22 protein-coding genes, 1 tRNA gene and 3 pseudogenes are annotated in these 25129 nt (G+C 69.2%); 19 read left to right on the top strand and 7 right to left on the bottom strand.

Going from position 1 to position 25129, the window contains the following annotated elements; genetic code table 11:
• Positions 1-75: 75 nt before the first annotated feature.
• Positions 76-3342 carry a SpoIIE family protein phosphatase gene (locus ACWY4P_RS24925; protein WP_456212746.1) on the bottom strand — a complete coding sequence of 1089 codons (3267 nt, stop codon included), beginning with the start codon at positions 3340-3342 and terminating at the stop codon, positions 76-78.
• A gap of 594 nt (positions 3343-3936) precedes the next feature.
• On the opposite strand from ACWY4P_RS24925, the gene ACWY4P_RS24930 reads away from it, so the two are divergent.
• From ACWY4P_RS24930 to ACWY4P_RS24940, 3 genes are all read left to right on the top strand, one after another.
• On the top strand, positions 3937-5472 hold the full coding sequence (locus ACWY4P_RS24930) for an FG-GAP-like repeat-containing protein (protein WP_456212747.1): 1536 nt from the start codon (positions 3937-3939) through the stop codon (positions 5470-5472).
• A gap of 122 nt (positions 5473-5594) precedes the next feature.
• On the top strand, positions 5595-7142 hold the full coding sequence (locus ACWY4P_RS24935) for an FG-GAP repeat domain-containing protein (RefSeq protein WP_456212748.1): 1548 nt from the start codon (positions 5595-5597) through the stop codon (positions 7140-7142).
• A gap of 130 nt (positions 7143-7272) precedes the next feature.
• On the top strand, positions 7273-8223 hold the full coding sequence (locus ACWY4P_RS24940; RefSeq protein WP_456213046.1) for a Yip1 family protein: 951 nt from the start codon (positions 7273-7275) through the stop codon (positions 8221-8223).
• A gap of 79 nt (positions 8224-8302) precedes the next feature.
• On the opposite strand, the gene ACWY4P_RS24945 is transcribed toward ACWY4P_RS24940, so the two are convergent.
• Together ACWY4P_RS24945 and dcd are read right to left on the bottom strand one after the other, a co-directional pair.
• The gene (locus tag ACWY4P_RS24945) at positions 8303-8800 is read right to left on the bottom strand and encodes a phosphoribosyltransferase (RefSeq protein WP_456212749.1); all 498 of its coding nucleotides are present in this window, start codon (positions 8798-8800) and stop codon (positions 8303-8305) included.
• Between the two features lie 6 nt (positions 8801-8806).
• Positions 8807-9382, bottom strand: a complete 576-nt coding sequence (gene dcd / locus ACWY4P_RS24950) for a dCTP deaminase (RefSeq protein WP_456212750.1) — start codon at positions 9380-9382, stop codon at positions 8807-8809.
• A 510-nt stretch (positions 9383-9892) separates the two neighbouring features.
• On the opposite strand from dcd, the gene ACWY4P_RS24955 reads away from it, so the two are divergent.
• The 6 genes from ACWY4P_RS24955 to ACWY4P_RS24980 all read left to right on the top strand — a co-directional run bounded on the left by ACWY4P_RS24955 (position 9893) and on the right by ACWY4P_RS24980 (position 12375).
• A tRNA-Gly gene (locus ACWY4P_RS24955) sits at positions 9893-9966 on the top strand.
• Between the two features lie 187 nt (positions 9967-10153).
• Positions 10154-10507, top strand: coding sequence for a hypothetical protein (locus ACWY4P_RS24960; RefSeq protein ID WP_456212751.1), 354 nt, complete (start codon positions 10154-10156; stop codon positions 10505-10507).
• 202 nt (positions 10508-10709) lie between these two features.
• The gene (locus tag ACWY4P_RS24965; protein WP_456212752.1) at positions 10710-11111 is read left to right on the top strand and encodes a DUF6247 family protein; all 402 of its coding nucleotides are present in this window, start codon (positions 10710-10712) and stop codon (positions 11109-11111) included.
• The gene (locus tag ACWY4P_RS24970; RefSeq protein WP_089504746.1) at positions 11108-11398 is read left to right on the top strand and encodes a hypothetical protein; all 291 of its coding nucleotides are present in this window, start codon (positions 11108-11110) and stop codon (positions 11396-11398) included. Before ACWY4P_RS24965 ends, ACWY4P_RS24970 begins: the two co-directional genes overlap by 4 nt.
• 330 nt (positions 11399-11728) lie before the next feature.
• Complete coding sequence (locus ACWY4P_RS24975) at positions 11729-11977, top strand: type II toxin-antitoxin system CcdA family antitoxin (protein WP_210947082.1); 249 nt, start codon at positions 11729-11731, stop codon at positions 11975-11977.
• Positions 11974-12375 carry a PIN domain-containing protein gene (locus tag ACWY4P_RS24980; RefSeq protein ID WP_456212753.1) on the top strand — a complete coding sequence of 134 codons (402 nt, stop codon included), beginning with the start codon at positions 11974-11976 and terminating at the stop codon, positions 12373-12375. The genes ACWY4P_RS24975 and ACWY4P_RS24980 overlap by 4 nt, the downstream gene beginning before the upstream one ends.
• Before the next feature lie 177 nt (positions 12376-12552).
• Here ACWY4P_RS24980 and ACWY4P_RS24985 read toward each other — a convergent pair.
• Positions 12553-13100, bottom strand: a pseudogene (locus ACWY4P_RS24985) (tyrosine-type recombinase/integrase); the annotation flags it as partial.
• On the bottom strand, positions 13101-13622 hold the full coding sequence (locus ACWY4P_RS24990; RefSeq protein WP_456212754.1) for a hypothetical protein: 522 nt from the start codon (positions 13620-13622) through the stop codon (positions 13101-13103).
• Between the two features lie 345 nt (positions 13623-13967).
• On the opposite strand from ACWY4P_RS24990, the pseudogene ACWY4P_RS24995 reads away from it, so the two are divergent.
• The 4 genes and pseudogenes from ACWY4P_RS24995 to ACWY4P_RS25010 form a co-directional block, all read left to right on the top strand.
• A pseudogene (locus tag ACWY4P_RS24995) lies at positions 13968-14351 on the top strand (IS110 family transposase); the annotation flags it as partial.
• Between the two features lie 55 nt (positions 14352-14406).
• Positions 14407-14805 (top strand): hypothetical protein, encoded by a 399-nt coding sequence (locus tag ACWY4P_RS25000; protein WP_456212755.1) that lies wholly within the window; start codon positions 14407-14409, stop codon positions 14803-14805.
• Positions 14806-14959: 154 nt separating this feature from the next.
• Positions 14960-15313 (top strand): DUF6247 family protein, encoded by a 354-nt coding sequence (locus tag ACWY4P_RS25005; protein WP_456212756.1) that lies wholly within the window; start codon positions 14960-14962, stop codon positions 15311-15313.
• Between the two features lie 378 nt (positions 15314-15691).
• Positions 15692-17770: a zinc ribbon domain-containing protein gene (locus ACWY4P_RS25010; protein ID WP_456212757.1), complete on the top strand. Its 2079-nt coding sequence runs from the start codon at positions 15692-15694 to the stop codon at positions 17768-17770.
• A 560-nt stretch (positions 17771-18330) separates the two neighbouring features.
• Here ACWY4P_RS25010 and ACWY4P_RS25015 read toward each other — a convergent pair.
• Positions 18331-18858, bottom strand: a complete 528-nt coding sequence (locus tag ACWY4P_RS25015) for a DUF5994 family protein (protein ID WP_456212758.1) — start codon at positions 18856-18858, stop codon at positions 18331-18333.
• A 260-nt stretch (positions 18859-19118) separates the two neighbouring features.
• Here ACWY4P_RS25015 and ACWY4P_RS25020 point away from each other — a divergent pair, with 260 nt between their 5' ends.
• From ACWY4P_RS25020 to ACWY4P_RS25040, 5 genes are all read left to right on the top strand, one after another.
• Positions 19119-19667, top strand: coding sequence for a DUF5994 family protein (locus ACWY4P_RS25020; protein ID WP_456212759.1), 549 nt, complete (start codon positions 19119-19121; stop codon positions 19665-19667).
• A gap of 24 nt (positions 19668-19691) precedes the next feature.
• Complete coding sequence (locus ACWY4P_RS25025; RefSeq protein WP_456212760.1) at positions 19692-19925, top strand: hypothetical protein; 234 nt, start codon at positions 19692-19694, stop codon at positions 19923-19925.
• An 80-nt stretch (positions 19926-20005) separates the two neighbouring features.
• Complete coding sequence (locus tag ACWY4P_RS25030) at positions 20006-20266, top strand: hypothetical protein (protein WP_456212761.1); 261 nt, start codon at positions 20006-20008, stop codon at positions 20264-20266.
• An 89-nt stretch (positions 20267-20355) separates the two neighbouring features.
• Positions 20356-20631 (top strand): hypothetical protein, encoded by a 276-nt coding sequence (locus ACWY4P_RS25035; RefSeq protein ID WP_456212762.1) that lies wholly within the window; start codon positions 20356-20358, stop codon positions 20629-20631.
• 490 nt (positions 20632-21121) lie between these two features.
• Positions 21122-22360, top strand: coding sequence for a PP2C family protein-serine/threonine phosphatase (locus ACWY4P_RS25040; protein WP_456212763.1), 1239 nt, complete (start codon positions 21122-21124; stop codon positions 22358-22360).
• 533 nt (positions 22361-22893) lie between these two features.
• On the opposite strand, the pseudogene ACWY4P_RS25045 reads toward ACWY4P_RS25040, so the two are convergent.
• Positions 22894-23040 (bottom strand): annotated as a pseudogene (locus ACWY4P_RS25045) (VapC toxin family PIN domain ribonuclease); the annotation flags it as partial.
• Between the two features lie 150 nt (positions 23041-23190).
• Here ACWY4P_RS25045 and ACWY4P_RS25050 point away from each other — a divergent pair.
• A complete protein-coding gene (locus ACWY4P_RS25050; RefSeq protein ID WP_456212764.1) occupies positions 23191-24954 on the top strand; it encodes a serine/threonine-protein kinase in 1764 nt (587 codons plus the stop codon).
• Positions 24955-25129 lie beyond the last annotated feature (175 nt).

A 25129-nucleotide genomic window follows, 5' to 3' on the forward strand; every position in this document is an offset into this window, starting at 1 on the left:
CGGGCTTGACGGGCTTGATCCGGCTGATCGGATCAAGCCCGTCGGGCGTTGGGCCATGGTGCTGGGCGGACCGCCCTACCCCCGCCGCTTACCGCGCTCCGGCAGCGTCTGCTCCGTCCAGATGACCTTGCCCTCCGTCGTGTATCTCGTCCCCCACCGGTCGGCGAACCGCGAGACGAGGAACAGCCCGCGCCCGCCCTCGTCCTCCGTCGCCGCGTACCGCAGATGCGGCGAGGTGCTGCTGGTGTCGGACACCTCGCAGATCAGGCTGCGGTCGCACAGCAGCCGCACCCGGATCGGCCCGGTCGCGTACCGAATGGCGTTGGTGATCAGCTCGCTGAGGATGAGCTCCGTGGTGAACGCGACCTCGCCCAGATCCCACTCGGCCAGCCGCGCCGCCACGGCGGCGCGCACCGCGGAGACCAGGGCCGGTTCCGACGGGACCTCCCAGTCCGCGATCCGCTCCGGCTCCAGCACCCGCGTACACGCGACGATCAGCGCGATGTCGTCGCTGGGGGTGTCCGGCAGCATCTCGGCGAGCACCGCCGTACAGGTCTCCTCAGGCGTCCGCCCGGCGTGGGAGAGGGAGGCTCGCAGCAGCTCCAGGCCCTCATCGATGTCCCGGTCGCGCTTCTCGACCAGGCCGTCGGTGTAGAGGGCGAGGTGGCTGCCCTCGGGCAGTTGCACCTCCACCGTCTCGAAGGGCAGGCCGCCCAGCCCCAGCGGCGGCCCGGCGGGCACCTCGGGGAACTCCACCGAGCCGTCCGGGGCGACCACCGCGGGCGGCGGATGTCCCGCCCGGGCCATCGTGCAGCGCCGGGACACCGGGTCGTAGATCGCGTACAGACAGGTGGCGCCGATGATCACACCGCCGCCCTCCAGGCTTTCCGAGGTCTCGTCCTGGTCGATCCGGGCGATCAGATCGTCCAGGTGGGAGAGGATCTCGTCGGGCGGCAGATCGAGCGTGGAGAAATTGTGCACCGCGGTGCGCAGCCGCCCCATCGTGGCCGCGGCGTGCAGCCCGTGCCCCACCACATCGCCCACCACCAGCGCCACCCGCGCCCCCGGCAGCGGAATCACATCGAACCAGTCACCACCCACCCCGGACTCCGCCGGCAGATAGCGGTACGCCACATCCAGCGCGCTCTGCTCGGGCAGCACCTGCGGCAGCAGGCTGCGCTGAAGCGTCACCGCCATGGTGTGCTCACGCGTGTACCGCCGGGCGTTGTCGATGGACACCGCGGCCCGGGCGACCAGCTCCTCCGCGAGGGAGACATCGTCCTCCTCGAAGGGCTCGGGCTTCTCCGAGCGCATGAACGTGGCCACGCCCAGGACGACGCCCCGGGCGCGCAGCGGGACCGCGATCATGGAGTGGATGCCGTGGTCGACGATCGCCCGCGCCCGCTCCGGGTCGTGCTCATGCCACCCGGCGAAGTCGGGGAGCACAGCCTCCACCGTCGTCTCGCCGCTGGCGAAGCCCTTGGCCTGGGGCGTGGCCGGGCCGTAGCGGATCACCCCGCCCAGCGGATAGAGCGGTACGTCCTCGCGGATGCCGCTGAGGGCGGTGCGGCGCAGGGAGGTGCGCGCCGTGGCGCCGCTGCCCGTCGCCGCGCCCGTCGGCTCCTCGCCGCGCAGCACCGGGTCCACCAGGTCCACCGCCACGTAGTCGGCGAACCGTTCCACCGCGTACTCGGTCAGCTCCTGGGCCGTGCGCACCACATCCAGCGTGGTGCCGATCCGCAGGCCCGCGTCGTACAGCAGCTTCAGCCGCTTGCGCGCCAGATCGACCTTGCCGGACAGCGCGCGCAGCTCGGTGGTGTCCCGGAGTGTCGCGACGCTGCCGGGCGGACCGCCGTTGCTGTCGGTCGGCCGGTGGCTGACGGTCAGCAGCCGCTCCCCCGCCTTGTGCACCTCGTCGGTGGCGGCGCGGCCCGACGCCAACAGCTCGGTCGTGCTCGCGTCGAGGCCGAGGTCGGCGACGGGGCGCCCCTCGGCGTCCGGCGGCAGGTCGAACAGCCGGCGCGCCTCGTCGTTGGCCAGGAGCAGCCGCCTGTCGCCGTCGACGATCAGCACGCCCTCCCGTACGGCGTGCAGCACCGCGTCGTGGTGCTCGTACATCCGGGTCATCTCGCCCGGGTCCAGGCCATGGGTCTGCCGCCGCAGCCGCCTGCTCACCAGCGCCGTGCCGCCCATGGCCAGTGTGAGGGCGGCGGCGACACCGCCGAGGAGGATCGGCAGCTGCCGGTCGACCGCGCCGCTCACCTTCTTCACGGTGATCCCGGCGGCGACCAGGCCGACGACCTTGCCCCGGCTGTCGGTGACGGGCACCACGGCCCGTACGGAGGGGCCGAGGACGCCCGTGGACGTCTCCGTGACGGTGCCGCCCTCCGCGGCGGCGCGGTAGCTCCCGAGGAAGTGCCGACCGATCTCCTTCGCTTTGGGGTGGGTGTAGCGGATCCCGTCCGTCGTCAGGACGACGATGAAGTCGACGTCGGCCCTGTTGCGGGCGCGCTCGGTGCGCGGCTGAAGGATCGCGGTCGGGTCGGGGGAGCGCAGCGCCTCGACCAGGCCCGGGGCGCTCGCGAAGGCCTCGGCGACGGCCAGCGAGCGGCGGCGGGCCTCCTGATCGGTGTCGTGCCTGGACTGCAGCACGAGGGCCGCCCCGGCGGCGACGGCGAGCAGCAGCACGACCGCCACCTGAAGGAAGAACACCTGGCTCGCGACCGTACGCGTGAGGCGGAGCACACCGCGCAGCAAGGCGCGCCGCACGGACTGGGCGGGCCGGGCTTGGGCGGGGGCGGGCCGGGCCGGGCGGGCCGGGCGGTCTTGGGCGGGGGCGGGCCGGGCCGGGCGGGCCGGGCGGTCTTGGGCGGGGGCGGGCCGGGCGGGCCGGGCGGCCCGGCCGCCGGGCCCGCGGCTCGCCGGGGCAGGCGCACGGCTTCCGGGGACGCGGCTTTCCGGGCCGCGGCTTTCGGGGGCGCGGCTTTCCGGGTCGCGGCTTTGGGAGCCACGGCTTCCCGGGGCACGGCCTTCCGGAGCACGGCCTTCCGGGACATGGCTTTCCGGGGCGCGGCCCTCGGGCTCCGGGGGCCGCTCGGGGCCGCTGTCGGGCGGCGGTAACGGCTGCGGGACCGCTTCGCTGAGATGCTCGTCGGCCTCGGCCTCCGCGCGCGAGCGATCGTTCTCCGACTCCGGCTCCGGCTCCGGCTCCGGCTCCGGACACGGGGCATCGCTCCCCGGCCGCTGGCCGTCTTTCCCCGGGCGCGCGCGGCGCCCGCCCTGCCGCCGGTCGGTCAGCGCACGGGCCAGCGGAACCCGGGACAGACCGAAGGATCCGGCCATGCCGCCGCTTCTGTCGCTCTCGTCCTCCGGCGGGCGAGCGGCATCCGCCGCGGCCGGCCGGCCACTTGTATCCGACATCTGACTACGCTCCACCCACCCCCCTCCCCCACGTACTTTTCACCCGATCAACAACCACCCGCATGCCGTGCAGTACGACCATGGCCGCCCCCGCCTCAACCGCTCCGAACATGACTCGATCCTGACCGCGAAATGACCCTTCTCACAACAAGGTTGCGGATCTCTACAGGATCATGCCCCAAACCTCCGCACAGGAATGTCCTGAACAGCCCTTCCGCACCAAAAGTCATCTCTACAGCCAACCAGATGTTCCGAACCTGAAATGCCCTGGAAGATACCGATATACACCCACTGTCCCACCAACTCAGAGGGCGCTTCGACTCCACTCCCCTCAACCCGGCACAACGTCAACTGACCCACGCTCCCCGTCAGTTCACCTTCACAACACCCCCGCACCATGGACGCGCAACCCTTCGGACGCCCCACGAGTCCCACCCGCCAGGAGCGCTTCGCTCCGCTTCTCCGTTTCTCCGCTTCTCTGATCTCTCCGCCTCTCCCCGACTCCTGGGAGCTCTCTTGCCTACTTCGCATCCACGGAACCTGGCCATCGCCGTCGCGGCCATCGCCGTCGGCACCCTCGGCGCCCCGGCCGCCCACACGGCCCTCGCCGACGCCCGGCCCGCGGCGAGCCACGCCCAAGCGACCGACCGGGGCACCACCGCCGCCGGCGCCTCCCTCCGGGACGACTTCAACGGCGACGGCTACGCCGACCTCGTCACCGCCACCCCCAAGGCCCCCGTGAACGGCCGGGCCGGCGCCGGTGGCGTCGTGGTGCTCTACGGCTCGGCGAACGGCGTCGCTCCGTCCCGCTCCACCACCCTCACCCAGGCCACGACCGGCGTCCCCGGTACCCCCGAGGCGGGCGACGGCTTCGGCTCCGACGTCGCGAGCGGCGACCTGGACGGCGACGGCTTCGACGACCTCGTGGTCGCCTCCAGCGGCGAGGAGGCCGCCGACGGCAGCGCCGGGACCGGCTCGGTCACCGTCCTCTGGGGTGGCTCGCGGGGCCTGACGAACGGCGGTACCGCGGTCCCGGACGACAGGGCGGGCGTTCCGGTCGGCGACCCGTTCGGCATCGACGTCGCCGTGGCCGACATCGACGGCGACCAGGGCCAGAACCTCATCGTGCTCACCGGCACCAGCCTCGTGCCGTACGCCGACGGCTTCACCCGTACCGCGCCCTCCGCCGCCATGCCCGTCACCGACTCCATCCGGGAGAACCCCCACGCCCTGGCCACCGGCGACTTCACCGGGTCGGGCAGCAGCGACATCGTCGTCTACGGCTCACAGGACACGGACGAGACCAGCGGCGCCTGGACCGCCGTCTACAGCGGCGGCCCCGCCGGCGTCGAGTTCCAGCGCGAACTGACCAACGGCGCCTCGGCCGTCCCCGAGTCGGCCGCGGTCGGCGACTTCGACAAGGACGGCCGCGCGGACCTGGTCACCGGCTCGGGCACCAACTGCTGCCCCGACTCGGTGGACGACCCGTCCGCCTCCGCCGGCCAGATCACCGTCTACTACGGCGCGCAGAACGGCCTCGGCTCCGGCCGCCGCCCCGTCCTCATCCACCAGGGCACGGCGGGGGTGCCCGGGGCGAACGAGTACGTGGACCACTTCGGCGCCGCCCTCGCGGCCGGCGACGTGACCGGCGACGGATACGCGGACCTGGCGGTCGGCGTGCCCGGCGAGGAGGTCGACGGGGTGGCCGGGGTCGGGTCCGTGGTCCTGCTCAAGGGCGGCGCGAGCGGCCTGACCGGCACCGGCGCCCAGGCACTGCACCAGGACACCACGGGCGTCCCGGGCGTCGGGGAGAGGGACGACCACTTCGGCTCGGCCCTCGGCACCCCCGACATCAACGGCGACGGCCGGGCGGACGTGGCCATGAGCGCGAGGGGCGAGGACGTCACCCCCGGGGCCACGGCGGACGGCGCGGTGTGGGCGCTGCGCGGCGCGGGCGGCGGGATCACGACGGCGGGGGCCACGTCCTTCAGCGCGCCGAAGTTCGGCTTCACGTACACGGACAACGAGTTCGGCTCGGTGCTGGGCGACTGATCCGGTGATCCCTGCTTTCCGCGGGCCCGGCGGCGCCGTACGGCCGGGCCCGCGGAAGCGCCGCCCGGTACGCGAGAAGCAACAGCCGCACGAACCAACGCCCCACCCCCTAGGAGCCCCACATGCACCGCCGCAGCCGAACGACCTCGACCGCCCGCCGCCCCGCGGCCCTGGCCTGTGCCGCGGCGACCCTGGCAGCGCTGCTCACCGCGTGCGGCTCCGGCGACGACGGCCCGAAGGACCCGAAAGGCCCGAAGGACTCAAAGGGGGGCGAGCGGACCACGACGCCCGGTGGCGCCCGCTCCGGCGCCCCGGTCATCACCCCCACCGCGACCGCGCCCATCCCCCGGGGCAAGGGCAGCAAACTGCCCGACGACCTCAACGGCGACGGCTACCCCGAACTCGCGCTCCCGCTCGTCGGGAGCAAGGAGGAGGCCCAGCCCACCCGGCTCGCCTTCATCCACGGCTCGTCCCGCGGCCTCAACCCCGCCACCCGCACCGTGCTCACCCGCGAGGACCTCGGCCTCCCCGCCCGCGGCCCGGATGTGCCGTCCGTGGACACGACCAGAATCGCCACGGCCGATCTCGACGGCGACGGCTACGCCGACCTGGTCACCCCGGTCGCCGAGCGGCTCAGCGAGGCCGAGGCCGACCGCGCCCACACCACCGTACGGGTCGTTCCGTACATCACCTGGGGCTCCGCCGACGGCCCGCGGCGCGGCGCCGCCGCCACCCGTGTCCCGCTGACCGGCCCCGACGACAGCGTGGGCCTGCGGCGGCCGACGGTGGGCGACTTCGACGGGGACGGCCACCACGACCTGGCGATGGTGCGCCCGGACTACGGGTCCTTCCTCGTGCTGTACGGGCCGTTCGGCCGGGACGGCAGGGCTGCCAGGACGGTCCCGTACCAGACCCCGATCACCGACGACGGCACCGGCTCCGGGATCAGCGAGCTGGTCGCCGACACGATCGACGGCGACCGGCCCACCGACCTGGTGGTGCACGCTATGAACGACGACGACCAGTCCGCCTCCGTACTCCTGACGGCGGGCCCGGACGGCCTCGCCCGCACCGGCCACAAGCTGCGCAAGGGCAACGCGATCACCTTCGGCGACTTCGACGGGGACGGACTTCGGGACGTGGCGGTCGGCGACAGCGGCAGCCGCAACAACGAGCCGGGCTACGAGACGGAGGCGCCGGACGTGGACCACACGCTGAGCGTGTACACCAAGAAGGCTCTCAAGGACGCGCCGGTCACCCGGGACGCCTCCCCCCAGCCCATCAAGATCGTCAACATGTCGGGCGGCCTGGCCGCCGCCGACACCGACAGGGACGGCACCGACGAGCTGGCCGTGGCGCTCGAACCGGGCGGCGTCGAGATCATCACCATCCAGCCGGACTCCCCGGGCGACATCGCCCGCCGCCACACCCTGACCCGAACCGTCCCCGCCCGCGTGGACGGCGAGAAGATACGGAAGGCCCGGCGCGCCGCCCGGCTCAACGGCGCCCGGGACTTCGACCAGGACGGCAAGGACGAGGTCGTCCTCGCCTGGGGCCGCGACCCCGTCTTCGCCCTGTACGGCGACCGGCCCGAGTGGTGGTGGATCACCGATGGCACCGCCGACAAGACCGCCTTCAGCGGCAAACCCTTCACCACGGACGGTCGCTGACCGGCAAACCCCCGGCCCCCACGGGGGAAAACCCCTCAGGGTCCCCCTAGGGGATGTCACAGCTCGGCCGCAATGCCGGACCTGTTCTGAGAGGTCCGGCACCCCAGTCCCTGCGACCAGGTACGTTCGAATCGTGGCTGGATTCAGGATCGGACGCGGACGGGACTCCCGGTCCGCGCAACAGGGGCAGCAGCAGCAACCACCGCAACAGCAGCAGCCGTACGGCCGACAGGCGCCGCCGTACGGCCAGCAGCCGCCGCAGTGGCAACAGCCCGCATCACAGGGAGAGCCGGAGTACTTCGGCGGCCAGGACCCGTACCACGGCCCCCCGCAGGGCCAGGCCCCGGGCTATGGCCAGGGCGGCTCGTACAGCAACAACGATCCGGGCCATACCCAGCAGTTCAGCGTCGGCGAGGCGCCCGACGCCTACGACCCGTACGCCCCGGACCCCGGCTACGGCCCCGGCCCTGGCCCCGGCTCGTACGACGACGACTACGCCAACACCTACCGCGCCGGCTCCTCCACCGCCCCGCCCGCCGGCCCCCGCCTGCCCTGGAAGCAGCTGCTGAGCGGCATCGTGCTGCGCCCGTCGGCCACCTTCTGGCAGATGCGCGACTACGCGATGTGGGGCCCGGCCCTGATCGTGACGTTCGTCTACGGCCTGCTCGTGGTCTTCGGCTTCGACCAGGCCCGCGAGGACGTGCTGAACGCCTCGATGGGCAACAGCATCCCGTGGATCCTCGTCACCGGCGTCACCGTCGTGATCAGCGGCCTGATCCTGGGTGCGGTCACCCACACCCTGGCCCGCCAGCTGGGCGGCGACGGCTCGTACGCCCCGACCATCGGCCTGTCGATGCTGATCATGTCCATCACGGACGCGCCACGGCTGCTGTTCGCGCTGTTCCTGGGCGGGGACAGCCCGACGGTGCAGGTGCTGGGATGGGTGACCTGGCTGGGGGCAGGCGCGCTGTTCACCACGATGGTGAGCAAGTCGCACGACCTGCCGTGGCCGAAGGCTCTCGGGGCGTCGGCGATCCAGCTGATCGCGCTGCTGTCGCTGCTGAAGCTGGGCACCCTGTAAGACCGCGAAGAGGGGCCCAGCAGGGCCCCTCACCTGTCGTGCCTTGTCGCGCCTTCCGGTCCCTTGCCCTCTGCCCGGGTCAGGCGTCCAGCACCTGCCCGTCCCGCCGCACGACGGGCTGCTCAACGCTCCAGGGGAAGTTGATCCAATCCTCGGTGCGCTTCCAGACGTACTCGCACTTCACGAGCGACTGCGACTTCTCGTAGATCACCGCGCTGCGCACCTCGGCGACCGTGCCGACGCAGAAGTCACGGACGAGCTTCAGGGTCTTGCCGGTGTCGGCGACATCGTCCGCGATCAGGACCTTCTTCTGGGAGAAGTCGATCGCGTTGGGCACGGGCGCCAGCATCACCGGCATGTCGAGGGTGGTCCCCACGCCCGTATAGAACTCCACATTCACCAGATGGATGTTCTTACAGTCCAGCGCGTACGCCAGCCCGCCCGCGACAAACACCCCGCCGCGCGCTATGGACAGCACGACATCCGGCTCGTACCCGTCGTCCGCGATCGTCTGCGCCAGCTCCCGCACCGCCGTGCCGAAGCGCTCGTACGTGAGGTTCTCCCGCTGCTCACTCACCCCGGCTCACACCTTCGTCCGGTGGAAGTTCTGGTACGAGCGCGACGGCGTCGGCCCGCGCTGCCCCTGGTAGCGGGAGCCATGACGATCCGACCCGTACGGGTGCTCGGCCGGCGAGGTCAGCCGGAACATACACAGCTGCCCGATCTTCATCCCCGGCCACAGCTTGATCGGCAACGTGGCCACGTTCGACAACTCCAGGGTCACATGCCCCGAGAACCCGGGATCGATGAAACCCGCGGTCGAGTGCGTCAGCAGCCCCAGCCGCCCCAGGCTCGACTTCCCCTCCAGCCGCGAGGCGATGTCATCCGGCAGGGAGACCACCTCGTACGTCGAGGCGAGCACGAACTCCCCGGGGTGCAGGATGAACGCGTCATCCCCCTCCGGCTCCACCAGCCGGGTCAGATCCGGCTGCTCCACCGCCGGGTCGATATGCGGATAACGGTGGTTCTCGAACACCCGAAAGAAGCGGTCCAGCCGCACATCGATGCTCGACGGCTGCACCATCACTGGATCGAACGGATCAACCCGTACCCGCCCGGCGTCGATCTCGGTCCGGATGTCCTTGTCTGAGAGAAGCACGCAACGAGGATACGCAAACGAAACCCATGACCTGGGCCCGGCCCAACCGGACCGGGCCCCATCGCGATGATTCAGAAGCCGGCAGCGGCCGCTACCGCTTCCCACCCGCCACCGGCACCGCCTGCCGCAACCGCGCACAACGCGGACAGCGCAGCAGCCGACCGGGGCCGATCCGGTCGACGGTGAGGTGCTGCATCGGGAACGAAGCGGTGCTGAACACATGCCCTTCAGCACAACGGACGACGGTGCGCTCCATTGAGTCCCTTCCCCATAAACGTGGACGACGAAAGCCACATTAGGGGATCAATCAGCCACCGCTCCACGCGGCACTCCGGCCCCCACCGTACGCCCCAACTCCCCCACCCTTGTAGCCGCTTCCACCCACCCCACCCCACTCCGAGCCCCCAACAAACCCTCCCGAAGAAACACGAAAACCCCACGGCGAATGCGGCGGGGGTCAGGCATGGGGTACAGTTTGCGACGATGCGACACCGGCAGACGGTGTCTTTCGCGGGTGTAGTTTAATGGTAGAACATGAGCTTCCCAAGCTCAGAGCGCGGGTTCGATTCCCGTCACCCGCTCCACGACGAAGGCCCAGGTCACAGACCCGGGCCTTGTTTGTTGTCTAGGCCTCTCCGTGCCCCGCGTGCCCGTTCGCACCAGATCAGGTGCAGGGCATGCCGACCGGTCGCCTCACGTCGGCATTCACTCCGTACTGCACTGGCTTCGTGATCAGCGCCGCCGCCAGACCACATCAGCCATGCTGAAATCATGAGCAGGCATACAGCGGCGAAGCCATACATACTGCCGGAGTCCCTCGCCGAGTTGGACGGCCCGACGACTGGTAGCGTCACGTTGCCGCGCCACATCGACTGGGGACCGCACTACATCTACGACCTGGCCGACGAAGCAGACTTCCGGCTGATGTACGAGCGCGTCATCCGCGAGGCCCAGACACGCGACGACCTCAACGCGTATCTGAACGCGACATCGCTGCGGCAGACGTGGTGGGACCTGTTCCTTCCCCTCTCGGTCAAGATTGCTTGGGAAACTCGGTTCCCTGGGCTCCGTGGCCCCGGCACGACGGCAGCCGCGGCCGGGTGGACAAACTGCACCGTCGACTGATCCACCACGGTCTGGACGCGCTGAAGACAGTCGCTGGGACGATCCGGACGTCAGCGGAGGAGGACAGCCGCTGTCAACGTCGCGGCGGTCGGCAGCCCGCCGAGTGAACTGAAGCGGACGAGCGCATCTCCATGCGCACGAGCAGGACGAACACGTACCGTAGGGCGCAGAGCGGACCTGCCGATCCTTACTGGAGACCGCGATGACCACGCAGCCTGAACATCCGATGCACGACATCGCCGACAGTGATCCGGAAGCCCACCGCATCGCCCAGCCGGCGAGCACACCTGAGGAACTGCGCACTGCTCTTGCGCTGATCGCCCCAGACGCACTGCCGACATTTGACGCAGAGCGCGCCACGGCCCTCCGACAGTCCCGAGAGCAGGTGAGCGCGGCACCCATGCGTCGCTTCGTCGGGCAGTGGGCCGTCTACGTCGCCGTCGAGCGCCACCCGGACCGAGCCGCCCGCCTGCGGGCGCTGGAAGCCCGTGCGGCCGAGACCGACGATATCCACGAGGCTCGCGAAGTTGCGGCGGAGATCGGCCGCATCCTTGACGAAGCATGCGCTGAGGCCGGCATCGACCAGGAGCAGGGAGCGGCGTGAGCGACCGGGACCCATGGCGTTGGGAGTATGACCCGGACGCCGAGCACGTCGTGTCGGGCCTGCCCCCGCAGGTGGTCGCCGAGGTTGAACGCCTTGCGGGCGAGATGGTTGCACTGGCCGAGGTCGGCGTTGACGTCACGGATCTCGGTCAAGGACCGCGACGGGGCGTGCCGGGCGGAGTGCGGCGCATCCCCCTGCTCGTCGACGGCTGGTTCTACGCGCTGCCCCTCCCCCGTCTGCGCCTCATCGCGATCACGCGAGTGATCCCCCCATTCTCCGATCTTTAGCGGGGTGAACAGATCTCTCTTCACGAGACTGGACACTGGCGCGGATTGGTCGACGGTGCGCTGGCTTCCGCACCAGATGCGCACCAGAAAGAGCGGTGAACAGCGGTCAGTAGCGGGTGCTGCGGCAAAGGATGACAGCTTGCCGCCAGTGCCTGTCTCTGCTGGTCAACGACATGATCGGTATGGAGTGCCCGGTGATTCCCAAGCTCAGAGCGCGGGTTCGATTCCCGTCACCCGCTCCACGACGAAGGCCCAGGTCATTGACCCGGGCCTTGTTTGCTTGGAGGGACCGAGGCACCGACTGCGCGCATACTGGAGTATGCTCGCCTTATGTCTGCCACGACGCGCATCACCGTCACCCTGCCCACCGAGCAGGTCGCCGAGCTGAGGAAGCTCACTGACAACGTGTCCGGCTATGTGGCTGAAGCGGTGGCCCGCCAGATCCGGCACCAACTCCTCGGCGACGATCTGCGGCGCCACCAGGAGGAGCAAGGCGCTTTCACAGACGAAGAGCTGGCCGAAGCCCGCGCCAAGATCTTCGGTACCGCCGACCGTGCCGGCCATACGGACGCTGCGTGAGCACACACCTTGAGACCGTCGTCCTGGACTCCCAGGGGCTGTCCGCATGGGTTGCCCAGGACCGGAAGGTTCTCGCGATGTTCCAGGTGTTCCACGAAATGGGAGCTGATCTCGTCGTCAGTGCCAACACCATCGTCGAAGTCAGCCATTCGCGAGTGAACCTCCCACGCCTGAACTGGGCCCTCTCACGGGTCAAGGTCGAACCCGTCACCGAACACGCGGCCAAGGCAGCCGCCGAACTGCTCAAGTCAGCGGGACTGCACGGGCACAAATACGCGATCGACGCCACCGTCGCTGAGGCAGCACTACGCCAGCCGCTACCAGTCGCCGTACTCACCTCCGACACCGACGACATGGCCAAGCTCTGCAATGACCGCGTGCGACTGATCGCCCTATGAGGTGCAGCCTCTGAGGACAGACAGATGCGCGGTGGACGACGCACCAGATGCGCACCAGATAGAGCGGTAAACAGCGGTCAATGACGGGTGCTGCGGCGGGCACACCAGCTCCCTAACAGCACTCGTTTACACAGGTCAGCGCCCTGATCGGCGTCGACTGCCCCGTGATTCCCAAGCTCAGAGCGCGGGTTCGATTCCCGTCACCCGCTCCATAGCGAAGGCCCAGGTCAGAGACCGGGGCCTTGGTTGTTGTCCAGACCGCGCTAAGCGTCTCGTGCCAGAAGCGCTTGGGCCGCCCTTCTCGGCGCCCTTCTGCCGGTCGGCTTGCGCCCGGGCATCGATCCCAGCGGCCACCTCCTCTGCCGCTCCAAGGTCGAGTGTTGATAGATCAGCGCGGCCCGCTCCGAGGACTGCCCAGCGCGGACCATGGTGTCCTTGAGCGTCGCGCCCGACTGCGTGGCGAGGGTGTGCCCGGTGTGACGAAGATCGTAGAAGCGGAAATTCCCCGGCAGTCCGACCTTGGTCCGTGCCCGCCGCCACTTCCGCCCGAACGTCGACCGCCGGAACGGTGCCCCCTTCTCGCCGGCGAAGAGCAGCCCGTTCGGCTCCTTCTCGGCGAACCACGCCAGGTGCCGTCCCAGGTCCTTCCGCATGCAGCCGGGCAGCACGATGAACCGATTTCCCGCTTCCGACTTCGTATCGCTGACCATCCGTCGGCCGGTCGTTTAGAAGCCCAGAGGACACACCTCTAGACCAGCGGCACGTGCTTTCATTATCGCTTCTGTGGCATAGCGGCCCGATTCGTCGAGGTAGTGATTCGCCCTGTTCCGATTTCCCCGTGAGCCCCAATGCGCCGCCGACTCCCACTCTTTCGCAGCAGAGTCAGCCAGAGCATAGGCCTCGCTTATCTTTTCCTGCTTCTTGGGAGGCACCTTCACTGCCCCCCAATCTTCCAGCGCTGCGCGTATCACCTGGCCGCGCCGTTGCAGATAGTCGGTATACACCTCTGGGTCCTCACCACTGGGCTCCGGCCCCAGAGCATCCAGATCTGGCTGATGCCCAGCGCAAGCGCGATCCGCCTCAACCATATAGCTGCTTTCGGTGGTATCGTCCCAAACCTTAGAGATGACACCCCAAGCGATAGGGATCGCCGCCAAGACAACACCGGCCACAGCAATAATCATTGCAGTTCTGGCACCGGAATTTTGCGTCTGCGGGGAGCTGGTGTCGTCTGAACTGTCACTCAATCTCACTCACCCTTGTTTCGCGTTCTGGAGTGAGTGAACTTAGGGCTACCGAGGGGATCGCGCCAGACGTACAAGGTACGAAAGTGGTGCACTCAGGCGCACGAGCACGCGAGCACGCGCCGTTACCTCCGGTAATGGATCACTCCGGCATCACCCACACCCCGCTTCCGGTTGGCCTCGTGAGTCTGCTGAGGGGCGGCTCCGCGGCTTTACGCGCCTCCCTGGTCCGGGTCCCGCGTCGGGGCAACGGTGTGGAGCAAGAAGATCCACACCGACGAGACAGAGATCCTGACCGCGCTCGGCGAGATCCTGGACCTCGCCGACGAGGTGTGCTGGGCCGTGAACATCGCCGGCACCGCCCGCATCCGGCGAGACTTCACCACCCTTGATATACCCGCCCAACTCGCCGCGGATCTGGCCCTGCTGACCGGGCACCACTCCGACCTGATCGCCGACCGAGTGCGCATACTCAACCGACTCCGCGACATGCTCACCGGCATCTTCCCCGCGCTGGAGCGCGCCTTCGACTATGCCCTGCCGGGTATGGGACCGCTCGCATCCGCCGCCGGTCTGGTGCCGTTCCCCCGCGACTCCGGGCGCCGCACGGAGAACCTGCACCGTCCCAAGCACTACAGCCGACGCATCGACGTCCTGTGTGCCCTTCTACGCCACAACCGCTCCTTCACAATCACCCCACCAACTGCGGCGGCTGCAGCCTCAGCAGCTTGACAGGGCCATCAAGGCTCCGCCGACCGCGTGGTCCAATGGTCGCCGAGGGGGCAGAATGAACGAGCAGAGGCTGTCCGAAGCAAGCGCATCGAAGTACCTGATCTCGACGCTTACAACGCTCGCCGCGGATGCCGAGGATCAGATCGTGTGGCTCGACAGATACCGACTCGAAACCGACGACTTGGCCTTGGACTACGAAAACGCTCGGGGCGCCATCGTGATCCTTACCGAGGCTCGTCGTATCGATGCCGCTATGGAGTCGCACCTCTCACGCATTGACGCGACCCTCGACGCGATGAGCGGACCGGAGCACGCTTCCAGGTGGACGTACGAGGCACTGACGACCGACGCGGGGTGGCTCAAGGTCCGCCAGCTGGCACGCGAGGCACTCACAGAACTGGCCGGTACGTGGCAGCAGCCCTTGCCAACTCTGTGGATCTATAGCGGCTGCTGATGGCACTCGCCAGCGCTTGACTCGCCCATTGAGTAATCCGATCTCCTGACGGCGACTCGTGGCAGGCGGGGCGCGGGCGTAGGCTCAGCCCAGCGTCCGCAACAACGGCCAGGCTCATGATGATCGCGCAGACCGCCGCCCAGGAGACGCTGCAATGACCGAACAACCCTCTGCCCCCGACGGGCCCCTGATCTCCATGCCGGCACTCACTCCGGCAGCACTCCGCGCAGCGGTCGCCCAGATCGCCCCCGCCCAGCGGCCATCCTTCGTCGAGCACCTCGACCGCGCGGTCGAACAAGCCGCCGCCCAGAGCACGATCACTCCGCTGCGCACCTTCCTGCAGTGGTGGGGCGAATTCGTCGCCGTGCAGCGCTACCCGGCCCGCGCCGCACGCCTGCGCGAGCTGGAAGCAGTAGCGGAAGAGGCCACCGACCGCGAGGCCCTACGCTCTGCACTCGCCGAGATCCGACAGATCACGGACCTGGCACACCACGAGATCTCCGCGTGAGTGACATCTGGACCTGGGACTATGACCCCGACGCCGAGTACGTCGTAGGCGGCCTGCCCCACGAAGTCGTAGCCGAGGTAGAGCGCTTGGCTGAGCAGCTGACCGTCCTAGGCCGCGACCCGCGACCCGCGTCACGTGGCTCGGCTGAGCAGTCCCGAATATCCACCAAACGCGACTCGCACCAGACGCGCATCAGATCGGTCGGTGAACAGCGGTCAATGACGGGTATGCGGCAGGGTCTTCAACTGTTGGCGGTTTTACTGCGTTTTCCTGCATGAATCGGGCGTAGTCGGCGGGGGTGCGTGTCTTTGTGCGGTCGTCGGTCGTTAGGCCGATCGGATACGGGGATGTGCCCAGTCCGGGGGCATGGAGGGGGTGGTGGGTGTGGGCCGGTTGGTGGCGACGGCGACGTGCACCGCCTTCGGTGGTGTGGTCGAGGGCAGTGGTGAACAGGTGGGTCAGCGGCTGCTGTACCAGCGGGTGTCCTTCCTGGCCTCCTTGTGCCAGGAGCTGACCCGGGGCCTGGTGGCTTCCCGGTGGGACGAGGACTGGCTGGATGTGCTGGCCGCCGGTCTCGACGGGCTCGGTGAGGTACTGCCGGCCAAGGGGTGGATGGCGCTGCGCCGCCTGGGCTGGGCGGGGGATGCCGCGCCTGTCGAGGGGGTGTATGTGTCGGACCGGGTGCGCCGGGCGGCCGAGGAGTACGCGGCGCGTACCCTGCGCCTGGCGCTGCACCGGCGGACCCTGGTGGCGGCGGTCCTGGCCACCTGGCCCGCCGATCCGCATCGGCGCACCGAGGTGGAGTGGGCCGCGCTGCGGGCGCTGCTGCCTGCCGGGGTCAGCGGTGCGGAGATCCGCAACCGGACCCGGCAGGTGCGCGCATATCTGAGCGCGCGCGGGAAGCTGCCTGCCGGGTTGTGCGAGCTGGAGGAGGTGCCCGAGGTCGCGGCGCAGGTGCTGCTTGCGGCGATGGACCGCCAGCAGGTCACCCTTGACCGGGTGGACGAGGCGACGGCCAGGTTGCGGGTCAAGCTCCCGCTGTGTGCGGCCCCTGCCTCGGGGCGGGAGTGGGCCTGGCATGTGCTCGATATCCGGCTGCCGGGCACCGTCGATCCGGACGCGGTCCTGCACACCCCGACCCTGCGCCCCACCCGGGCCGGGCGGATCGCGGTAGACCTGCCGCACACGCGCCCCGCCCCGCCCGCGAAGGCGTCCGGGCACACCGTGGCGCTCGGTTTCGACTGGGGTGTGAACACTCTGCTCACCGGCACGGTGGGCCGCCTGACCGGCCGGGCCCCGACGGCGCGGGTGGTCACCGACGGCCGCCCTCTGATCTTCGACGCCACCACGGTCAGCGCGAAACTGCACCGGCTGCGCACCCACCGCGAACACCTCGCCGCCAAACGCGACCACTACCAGGCGCTGGCCGACGGGCTCGGCTCCCCCCACCTGCGCTGGGGCGAACACCTCGCACGGGCCCGCGTACTACAGGTCGAGCACGAGCGGGTGTGCGCCCGCATCCGCCACCTGAACCAGGCACTGGCCTGGTCGGCGGCCCGCTGGGCCGTCGACCAGGCGGCCGCGCTCGGCGCCACCGTCATCTACCTCGAAGACCTCACCACGTTGGAGGCCCGCGGCAGGCGCCGTGGCAACGCCCGCCTGTCGGGGCAGGTCCGCGGCACCGTCGCCGAAGCGATCAGGCACCTGGCCGCCAAGGCGGGCATCACGGTGGTCACCGTCCCCGCCCGGGGCACCTCCGCTCGCTGCCCCTGCTGCCTGGGCACCCTCACCCACCACCCCGCCCCCGACCGGCTGGGCGAACGCGGCTGGACATGGGCCCACTGCGCCCACTGCGGACTGTCCATGGACCGCGACCACGCCGCCGCCCGCCGGATCGTCTCGCGCGGACTGCTCGCCCAGGCCCACACCCGGGCCGACCGCGCCACCGGCACCCGCACCATCCGCACCACCGTCGACGGCACCGTCCGCAGTGTGCGCCGTCCCAAACGGACCACCCGCCGCCTGCGCCGCGCTCGTCGCCAGATGGCCGCACCACCCCGGCCGCGCGGGCCGAGGACCGCTCCCGGCAAGATGTGCCCCACACCGGCCCGGCCCTTCCCGGCCCGCCGGTCACAGGCTTCCCGCCGTATGCCCGATGTGCGTACGGTCCCCGCCACCACCCCCACCCGGGTGGTCCAGCGTCCGGCGGGGCATGACACCCAGACACCCACCCCGCACGGGCCGGTGCCAGGTCATGGAGTACCCGCCCCACCCCGGCCGGAGCCTCCTCCGGCCGGCCGGGCGCGGCTCTCACGCGGAACCTGTCGACGACGCACCCACGCCGCCGAGCGGACCGGCTTCCACCACGCGCACGCCACCGAAGTCCACCCCCTCACCCCGAGGTTCGGACCCCACGACGGCAACCGCACACGGCCACGCCGCGCCCGAAAAGCCTGAGTCACTCAGGCACACACAGAGTTCCAGAGACGCTTACTCGTCGTCCAGACCATTCCCTCTTCGCCGATGGCACATTGCCCTTTACGTGCCCTGCTGATGGGGCACGTAAAGGGCACGGGTCTTGGGGGCACCGAGATCGGGCATCACGGGAGAGTCGGCCTTCACCCCGTGACCTGCTCTTCGGCAGTAGCCGAGGCATCGACGGCGGCGAGGTGCCCTGAGTCTGGCGTTCCCTTCCCAAGCTCACGTTCACCAGATGTGCGGGCCACCATGCTTCGCCTCGCTCGGGTCCGCGCCTACCCAATCACGAGTGGGCAGGCCGAACGGGGCGGCAACGTTGTTCGGTCCGCCTGGACGGGCGCAGAGAGCGCACATGAATGAGCCGACGAAGGGCAAGGGCAAACCGCGCGCCAAGGAGGCACGTTCAGTCGTCATAGGCCCGATGTCGGCAGCATTCCGGAAGAGTTCGTGGCCGGACGTTCATCAGGGGGTGTGGTGTCGGTGTCTTACTGGACGTGGGTGGGCCGAGGCTGCGGCTATGGTTGCGCCGGGATGAGGCGTCAGGACGTGCTGCGGCGTTCCTGGCCTGTCTGCGGGCCTTCCTCGGCGATCGGGCGGGCTCGGCCGGTGCCGGTGTCGATGAGGATCTGCTTGGCCTGCGTGATGTTGTCGACGCGGACGGCCCGGGCCATCGCGGCGCGTGCCGCGTCGGGCGTCGCGTGCGGCGGGACCACCAACAGGGAGAAGTGGTCTCGATCGCCTCGGGTGATGAGGATGGTGTCGTCACCCACCGGGAATGAGTCGATGTGCACGATACGGTCGTCGATGATCACCCGTGTCGGCAGTTCTTCCCAGGCGCTGGAGTCCAGGCCGACGCGCATGACGGGCCCGAGGTGCTCGGTCAGCGCGGTGACCAGGGCGGGAAGCTCGGCGCGTAGGTCGCGGGAACGCGGCCACCAGGCACCGTCGAGAATGCCCTCACGGGTATGTGTCGTCGCCAACCGCAGCAGGGCTGTTCCAGGTTTCACAGCATGGTGGATCGCGTCCGGCAGAAGATTCGTTTGTCGCGGGGTCTCGGCGTCGGACATGGTCTGCTCACCCTCTGCGGGGGTCGGTGGGCCGCCGGTTTCACCGTACTCCGAGCCCACGCCCATGCTCACCCACGCCCTGTGAACACAGACCCGGGTTCCTGAAGAAGTCGCTGATCACACGGGGGCTCAGCGGCCCAACGCCCGGAGTACAGTGAAAACACCGGGAGTACTTCGCACACCGGCTTCCACGCGGGTGTCGTTCTCGGCGAGCAACAACACCGGGACGTTGAAGACGCGCCCGGGGGCAGGTCCGCGCCATGACCGTGACCATCGACCGTACAACCACCTATGAGCGCGTACCCTCGCCACCGGCCCGCCTGTCCCTGGCCCCGGTGAGCCCGGTTCCAGGCCTTCTGGACGGTGCGTGGTGGCCTCGCTCCCGGGATCTCCTCCGTGAGCTGCCCGCCCTGACGGACGTGCTGGACGCACGCTGGGGCCGGATCACTCGCGTCTCCGTGAACCCGACACACTGGCCCGTGATCCCGCGCAAGGTGCCGGTGACCGGGCACACGGTGCACGTGGGCTGGTTCACTGACGAGCAGGACCCGCACAAGTTGATTCTGCTCTCCTACAGCGCAGGCCGCTGGGACCTTCTGGTGATCCCGCCGGAGACGAGTGCGGCCGCCGCCGCCCGGCTGATGGCCGCCGCAGCGACCGCCGACGGCCTCCTCACCGCCAGCGGTCTGATGGCGAGCGAGACCGCCACCCGTGACGTGCGGGAGGCGCTCAGCCGGGAGGAGGAGTGGGAGACCGATGGCGGGCCCGCCCCTATGGCGGCCGGCAGCCGAACCCGACCGGACTTCTGAGCTCCGCCCAGGGGAGGTGAGGATGTGGAGACCGTCATCACCGTGTTCGTGATTATCGCCATGATCATGCTCGGAGTGCTGCTGATCCATCTGCTCAATGGCCAGCACAACGAGCGGATCGCAGCATTCCACTACAGCGATGCCCTGGCGGGAGTCGGCCGACGGAGCCGGAAGAGCCGACAGCCGGCAAGCCCGCCGGATCACCCGTCGTCACCGCCTCACCCAGAACAGCGCGACGGGGCCGCGGAAGACGCATGACCTTCTCCTGGCCTGGGCCGGTGGGTGCGAAGCATGGCCCCACGCCCACCGCCACGTCTTCCTGATGAAACGAGGTCACCATGCAGCCACCCGAATCACCCTCGGCAGGGCGCGCCGAGGTGCGTATCGTCTCCGCGTCCCCCGAGGCCGCCCGTCAGGTCGCCGAGGTACTCCGCCGTTGCTTCGCCGGCACCGAACAGCGCAGCTACCCTGCCGGCGCCGAAGGCGGAACCCGGCTCCATCTCACCGTGGACACCACGCATAGGGCAAAGCCGGCGCGGTCCTGGCTGGTAGCAAGTAAGTCCTCCGGACAAGACCGCACGCAGACGGATGAAGTCTGAAGCGATGCCCCTCAACGGGTGCGGGCAGGGCACCGCCGCCCCGTGTCCATGCACTCCTCATCGGTGCCCTGCACGTGTGGACGGCAACCATGGCGACACTGCGCGAGCGGAAGAACTACCGCGAAGCGATCATGAAGGCTCTGTACGAGGCCGTGGAAGGCAATCGCCTCCTCGGCATCACCGGGGCGAAGCTGCGCGACGAGCTCCAGGTCCCTGAGCAGGACCTGGCGGCCGCCTGCGCATATCTGGCGGGCGAGGGGCTCATCACAGTCGACTGGGCACGAGGAAACGCACCCGCGATGGCCACACTGACGCACCAGGGGATCCGGCTGATGGAGGGCGAAGAGGAGGAGGAACGTGGCTGACGCGGCGCGGGGCCTTTCCGCCCAGGTGTCGTATTACCCAAAGAGTCAGTGATGCCGGAAAAGCACCCCAGGCATAGCATGGTGAGTGGGCCGGTGCACTCTCACGTGCAACCGACCCGAAAGGGCGGCCCCGGTGTGTTTACGCCGGGGCCGTTGCGTCGCTGTCGGCGCGACGGCAGGGAGCAGGGCATGATCCGTTCAGCCAATATCCGCGAGTGGCGCGACCGCGACGCTGCCGCCCCAAAGAGGCACAGGGGCGGCGCGCTGGAAGCGATCTACGTGGACACCACCACCGATGAGTCGGCCATGGCCCCTGTGCCTCGACGGTGCGAGCACCTCTACAGGCCAAGGAGCTTCCGGCGACCTGGCGGCAGGTGTCGCAGACCCTCATGTGCGCGATGCTGGGGTGGAGGAGGCAGCAGGACCAAAATGCGGCGAACAGCACTGAGGCTCGCCTCTCTGTGAGGCGCTGCGGCGAAACGAGGTCGCCATGACGGAAGGTGAACGGGACTTCCGTAAAGTCACCGTGGATCGGTCAGAGGGATTCGGTGAGCGGCTGCTGGGTGTGCTGCTGGACCGGGCTCACGAGATGCCGCCCCAGCTGATCGCCCCGCTGGTCGCGGAGGAAGTGGGCCGGATCGGCGGGCGGAACGTCTCGATCCTCCTTCAGGACTACGACCAGCTGATGCTGGCTCCCCTGCCGGGCATGAGACTCGTGGTCGGGGAGCCCGAGCGGATCGACGATTCTCAGGCCGGCAGGGCTTTTCTCGGCACGGCGACGGTGGAACAGCCGCAGGCCGATGGCGTACGGATGTTCCTGCCGCTGCTGGACGGCAGCGACGTGGTGGGGGTGCTGGCCGTCACCCTGAGCACCGTCGATGACGACGACCGGCGGTTGCTGCGGCGCCTGGCCGGCCTGGTCGCCGACATGCTGGTCACCAAGAACAGCTATACCGATCAGTTCTTCCAGGCCCGGCGCCGTGAGCCGATGAGCCTGGCCGCGGAGATCCAATGGTCACTGCTGCCCCCGCTGACCATGGTCACCCCGCAGGTCGCGGTTGCCGGAATCCTCGAGCCCGCCTACGACGTCGCGGGTGACAGCTTCGACTACGCCCTGAACGACAACGTCCTGCACGTAGCCATCATCGATGCCATGGGTCACGGGCTGGACGCCGCCGTGCTGGCCACCGTCGCCATCGGCGCCTACCGGCACGCCAGACGCGCCGACGTCGGCCTCGCCGACCTGTACATGTTCATGGACACGGCCATCGACAAGCAGTTCGGGCCCGACCACTTCGTCACGGCGCAGATGATGCGCCTGGATATCCGAACCGGCCACCTGCAATGGGTCAACGCCGGGCACCCGGCACCCCTGCTGATCCGTGACCACCGCGTCGTCCAGGCGCTGGAGAGCCCGGGCACCCTGCCCGTCGGCTTCGGCGGCGCCATCCCGCAGATCAGCGACCAGGCGCTGTCCCGCGGCGACCGGATCCTCTTCTTCACCGACGGTCTCGTCGAGGAGCACCGCACCGGCGAAGAGCAGTTCGGCGAGGAGCGACTGCTCGACTTCGTGGACCGCGCGGGGTGCGTGGGCCAAGGCGTACAGGAAATGGTGCGCGGCCTGTCCCACACCCTGATGCAAGAACGCGGCGGGGTCACCACCGACGACGCGACGCTCTTCCTGATCGAGTGGTGCGGGGGCACCGCCGACCATCTCGTCACGGTGTAAGCATGACCAGCAGGTTCCCCTTGGCTCCGCGGGCGGGGCGTGGCGGCCCGACGCCACGCCCCCACAGGGGCTCATCGCGGCCTCGCCCCACCTCACCGCACCCGCCCCGATGCTGCTTCGGCCCCCAGCATTGGTCTCAGCGGCTACCGTGACAGCCACAGCGGCTGGACGCGGCGCTCGGGCTTGCTTCTGCAAGGCCGGCCGCGGGCCGGGTGGGCTTGCAGTCGATGCATCCCGCTGAACCGACGGAAACGAAGAACCTTCTGCGCGTCCGCCGGCCTCGTGCCCTATCCATGCCCTTCGCAGCAGTCAGCAGCGGTCATCAGCGGTCATCAGCGGTCAAAAACGGCGCAGTCAAGCCCCCGCACACACGCCCTTGGGGCCACGTTTCCCCTGGTCAGCCGCACCACATCCCCTGAGAGTGTCATTGATTCCCAAGCTCAGAGCGCGGGTTCGACTCCCGTCACCCGCTCCACGACGAAGGCCCAGGTCAGCGGCCCGGGCCTTGTTTGTTGTCGGCGTCTTGCCGGACTTCAGAGGGGAAGGTCGTCAGGCAGGACGCGGAACGCCTTGCGACGGCCGAGGGGACGTACGGCACGGAAGTCCCGGCGGTCCAGGGTGAGGATCGCGTCCGTGTCGTAGTCGGCCGCCAGCGCAACGTTCACCACGTCGGCGAGATCGCGTATTCCGCTGCTTGTTCGGGTTGTGGCTGCCGCGGTCAGGAACCGCATACGGTCGGGTACCGTCTCGTACGGCGTCGGGGGGCGGCCGGTTGGCGTTCTCTCCTGAGCACACACGACGCGCAGGCGTGACGGGAAGGATCCAGGGGGATGAAAGCGCTCGGTCCACAGGACCCACAGTCGATCGGCGAATACCGGCTGATGGGCAGACTCGGCGAGGGCGGCATGGGCCAGGTCTACATGGCGCGCTCGGGCCGCGGCCGGACCGTCGCCCTCAAGCTGGTCCTGCCCGAACTCGCCCGGCAACCCCAGTTCCGGCAGCGCTTCCGAAACGAAGTGGAAGCCGCCCGCCGGATCGGCGGCCACTGGACCGCCCCCGTACTCGACGCCGACCTCGACGCGGAAACACCCTGGGTAGCCACCGGCTACGTCGCCGGACCCTCCCTCCACGAAGTCGTCGCAGACGAACACGGACCACTGCCCGAACGATCAGTGATCGCCCTCGCCAACGGCCTGACCCACGCCCTACGCGACATCCACAGCACCGGCCTCGTCCACCGCGACGTCAAACCCTCCAACGTCCTGATCACCATCGACGGCCCACGCGTCATCGACTTCGGCATCGCCCGCGCAGTCGGAGACAGCACCAGCGCACTCACCCAAACCGGAGCCGTGGTGGGCTCCCCCGGATTCATGTCACCCGAGCAGTGCCGAGGAGAACAGCTCACCGCCGCCTCCGACATCTTCTGCCTCGGCTCAGTCCTCGCCTTCGCAGCAACCGGACGCAGCCCGTTCGGCGACCCCTACAGCGCGATGCACGTCCTCATGCTGCGCATCATCCAGGACGAGAAGAACCTCGACAGCATCCCCGACCGGCTACGAGAACTGATCACCGCCTGCCTCGCCCCCGATCCGGCGGCCCGCCCCGGTCTGGAAGAGCTGCTGAGACTCACCACCGACGGCAACCTCTGGCACCACAACCAAAACAACAACGGCAACGGCAACGGCAACCGGTTCGTGAAACAGAGCACCGAGCCATGGCTACCCGGAACGCTCATCGCCGGACTCGGCCGCCGAGCCGTGGGCCTGCTGGACTCGGAGGAACCTCAGGTCGGCCCGACACCAACCACCGTGGCCCCCGAAACCCCATCGCCCTTCGGAGCGACCCCGCCGTCCTTCGGAGCAACCCCGACGCCAACCGCCCACGCAACCGGCTACGGCACACCACCCACGCCACCCGGCGGGGTCTCACCGTACGCACCAACCGCGTTCGGGGGGCCGCCGCCACAGCCCGGCGGCTACGGTACGCCTCCGCCGACGCCCGCCCCTCATCCACCCGGCCGACGCTCCTACCAGCCCTGGATCATCGCCGCGTGCAGCGCCGCGCTGGTCGTACTGCTCGTGATCATCATCAGCAATACGGGCAACTCAGACGACGGAGGCGGCACGACTTCCGACGCCGGCTCGAGCAACAGCTCGAGGAAGAGCATCGACGACCTGGGGACCCCGAACGGGAAGTACCAGACCTACACTTTCAGCGCCGGCGACACCGCCCAGTACAGGAGCAAGCGGACGATCACGGTATCGCCGGCCGAGGCCTACGTCCCCGACAGGGCCGACCCCGCTGCGCAGACTCCCGATCCCGGCTACAAGGCGTACACGTTCACGGTCACCATCAAGAACACAGGCAACGAGAGCATCGACACGTATTTCAGCCCCGAATTGACGGTGGACGGCGGCGCCAAGGCGGACAACATATCCGGCGATGGCTATACCACAAGCCTCGATGGCACCATACCGCCGGGCCAGAATCTGACCGGCAAGTTCGCGTACATCGTGCCAACGGACTCGAAGGTCCTCAACGTGAAACATGAACTCTACGACACCTCGGTCTGGACGCTGAAGCTGTCCTAGACGCCGTCTCCTTTGGTTCTGGTGGACGTTGAGCAGTGAATGACGGCATTGGTCGAGCGATTGGTGCCGGAGAAGTTATGGGCGCTGTTCCGGCGGGTGGTACGCCTACGGAGATCAAGCGCCCGCGAGGTGGTGGTCCGCGCCCGGCGGTGTCGCGTTCCGGTCCTGTCTGTCG

This window comes from Streptomyces sp. LZ34 (assembly GCF_053890475.1).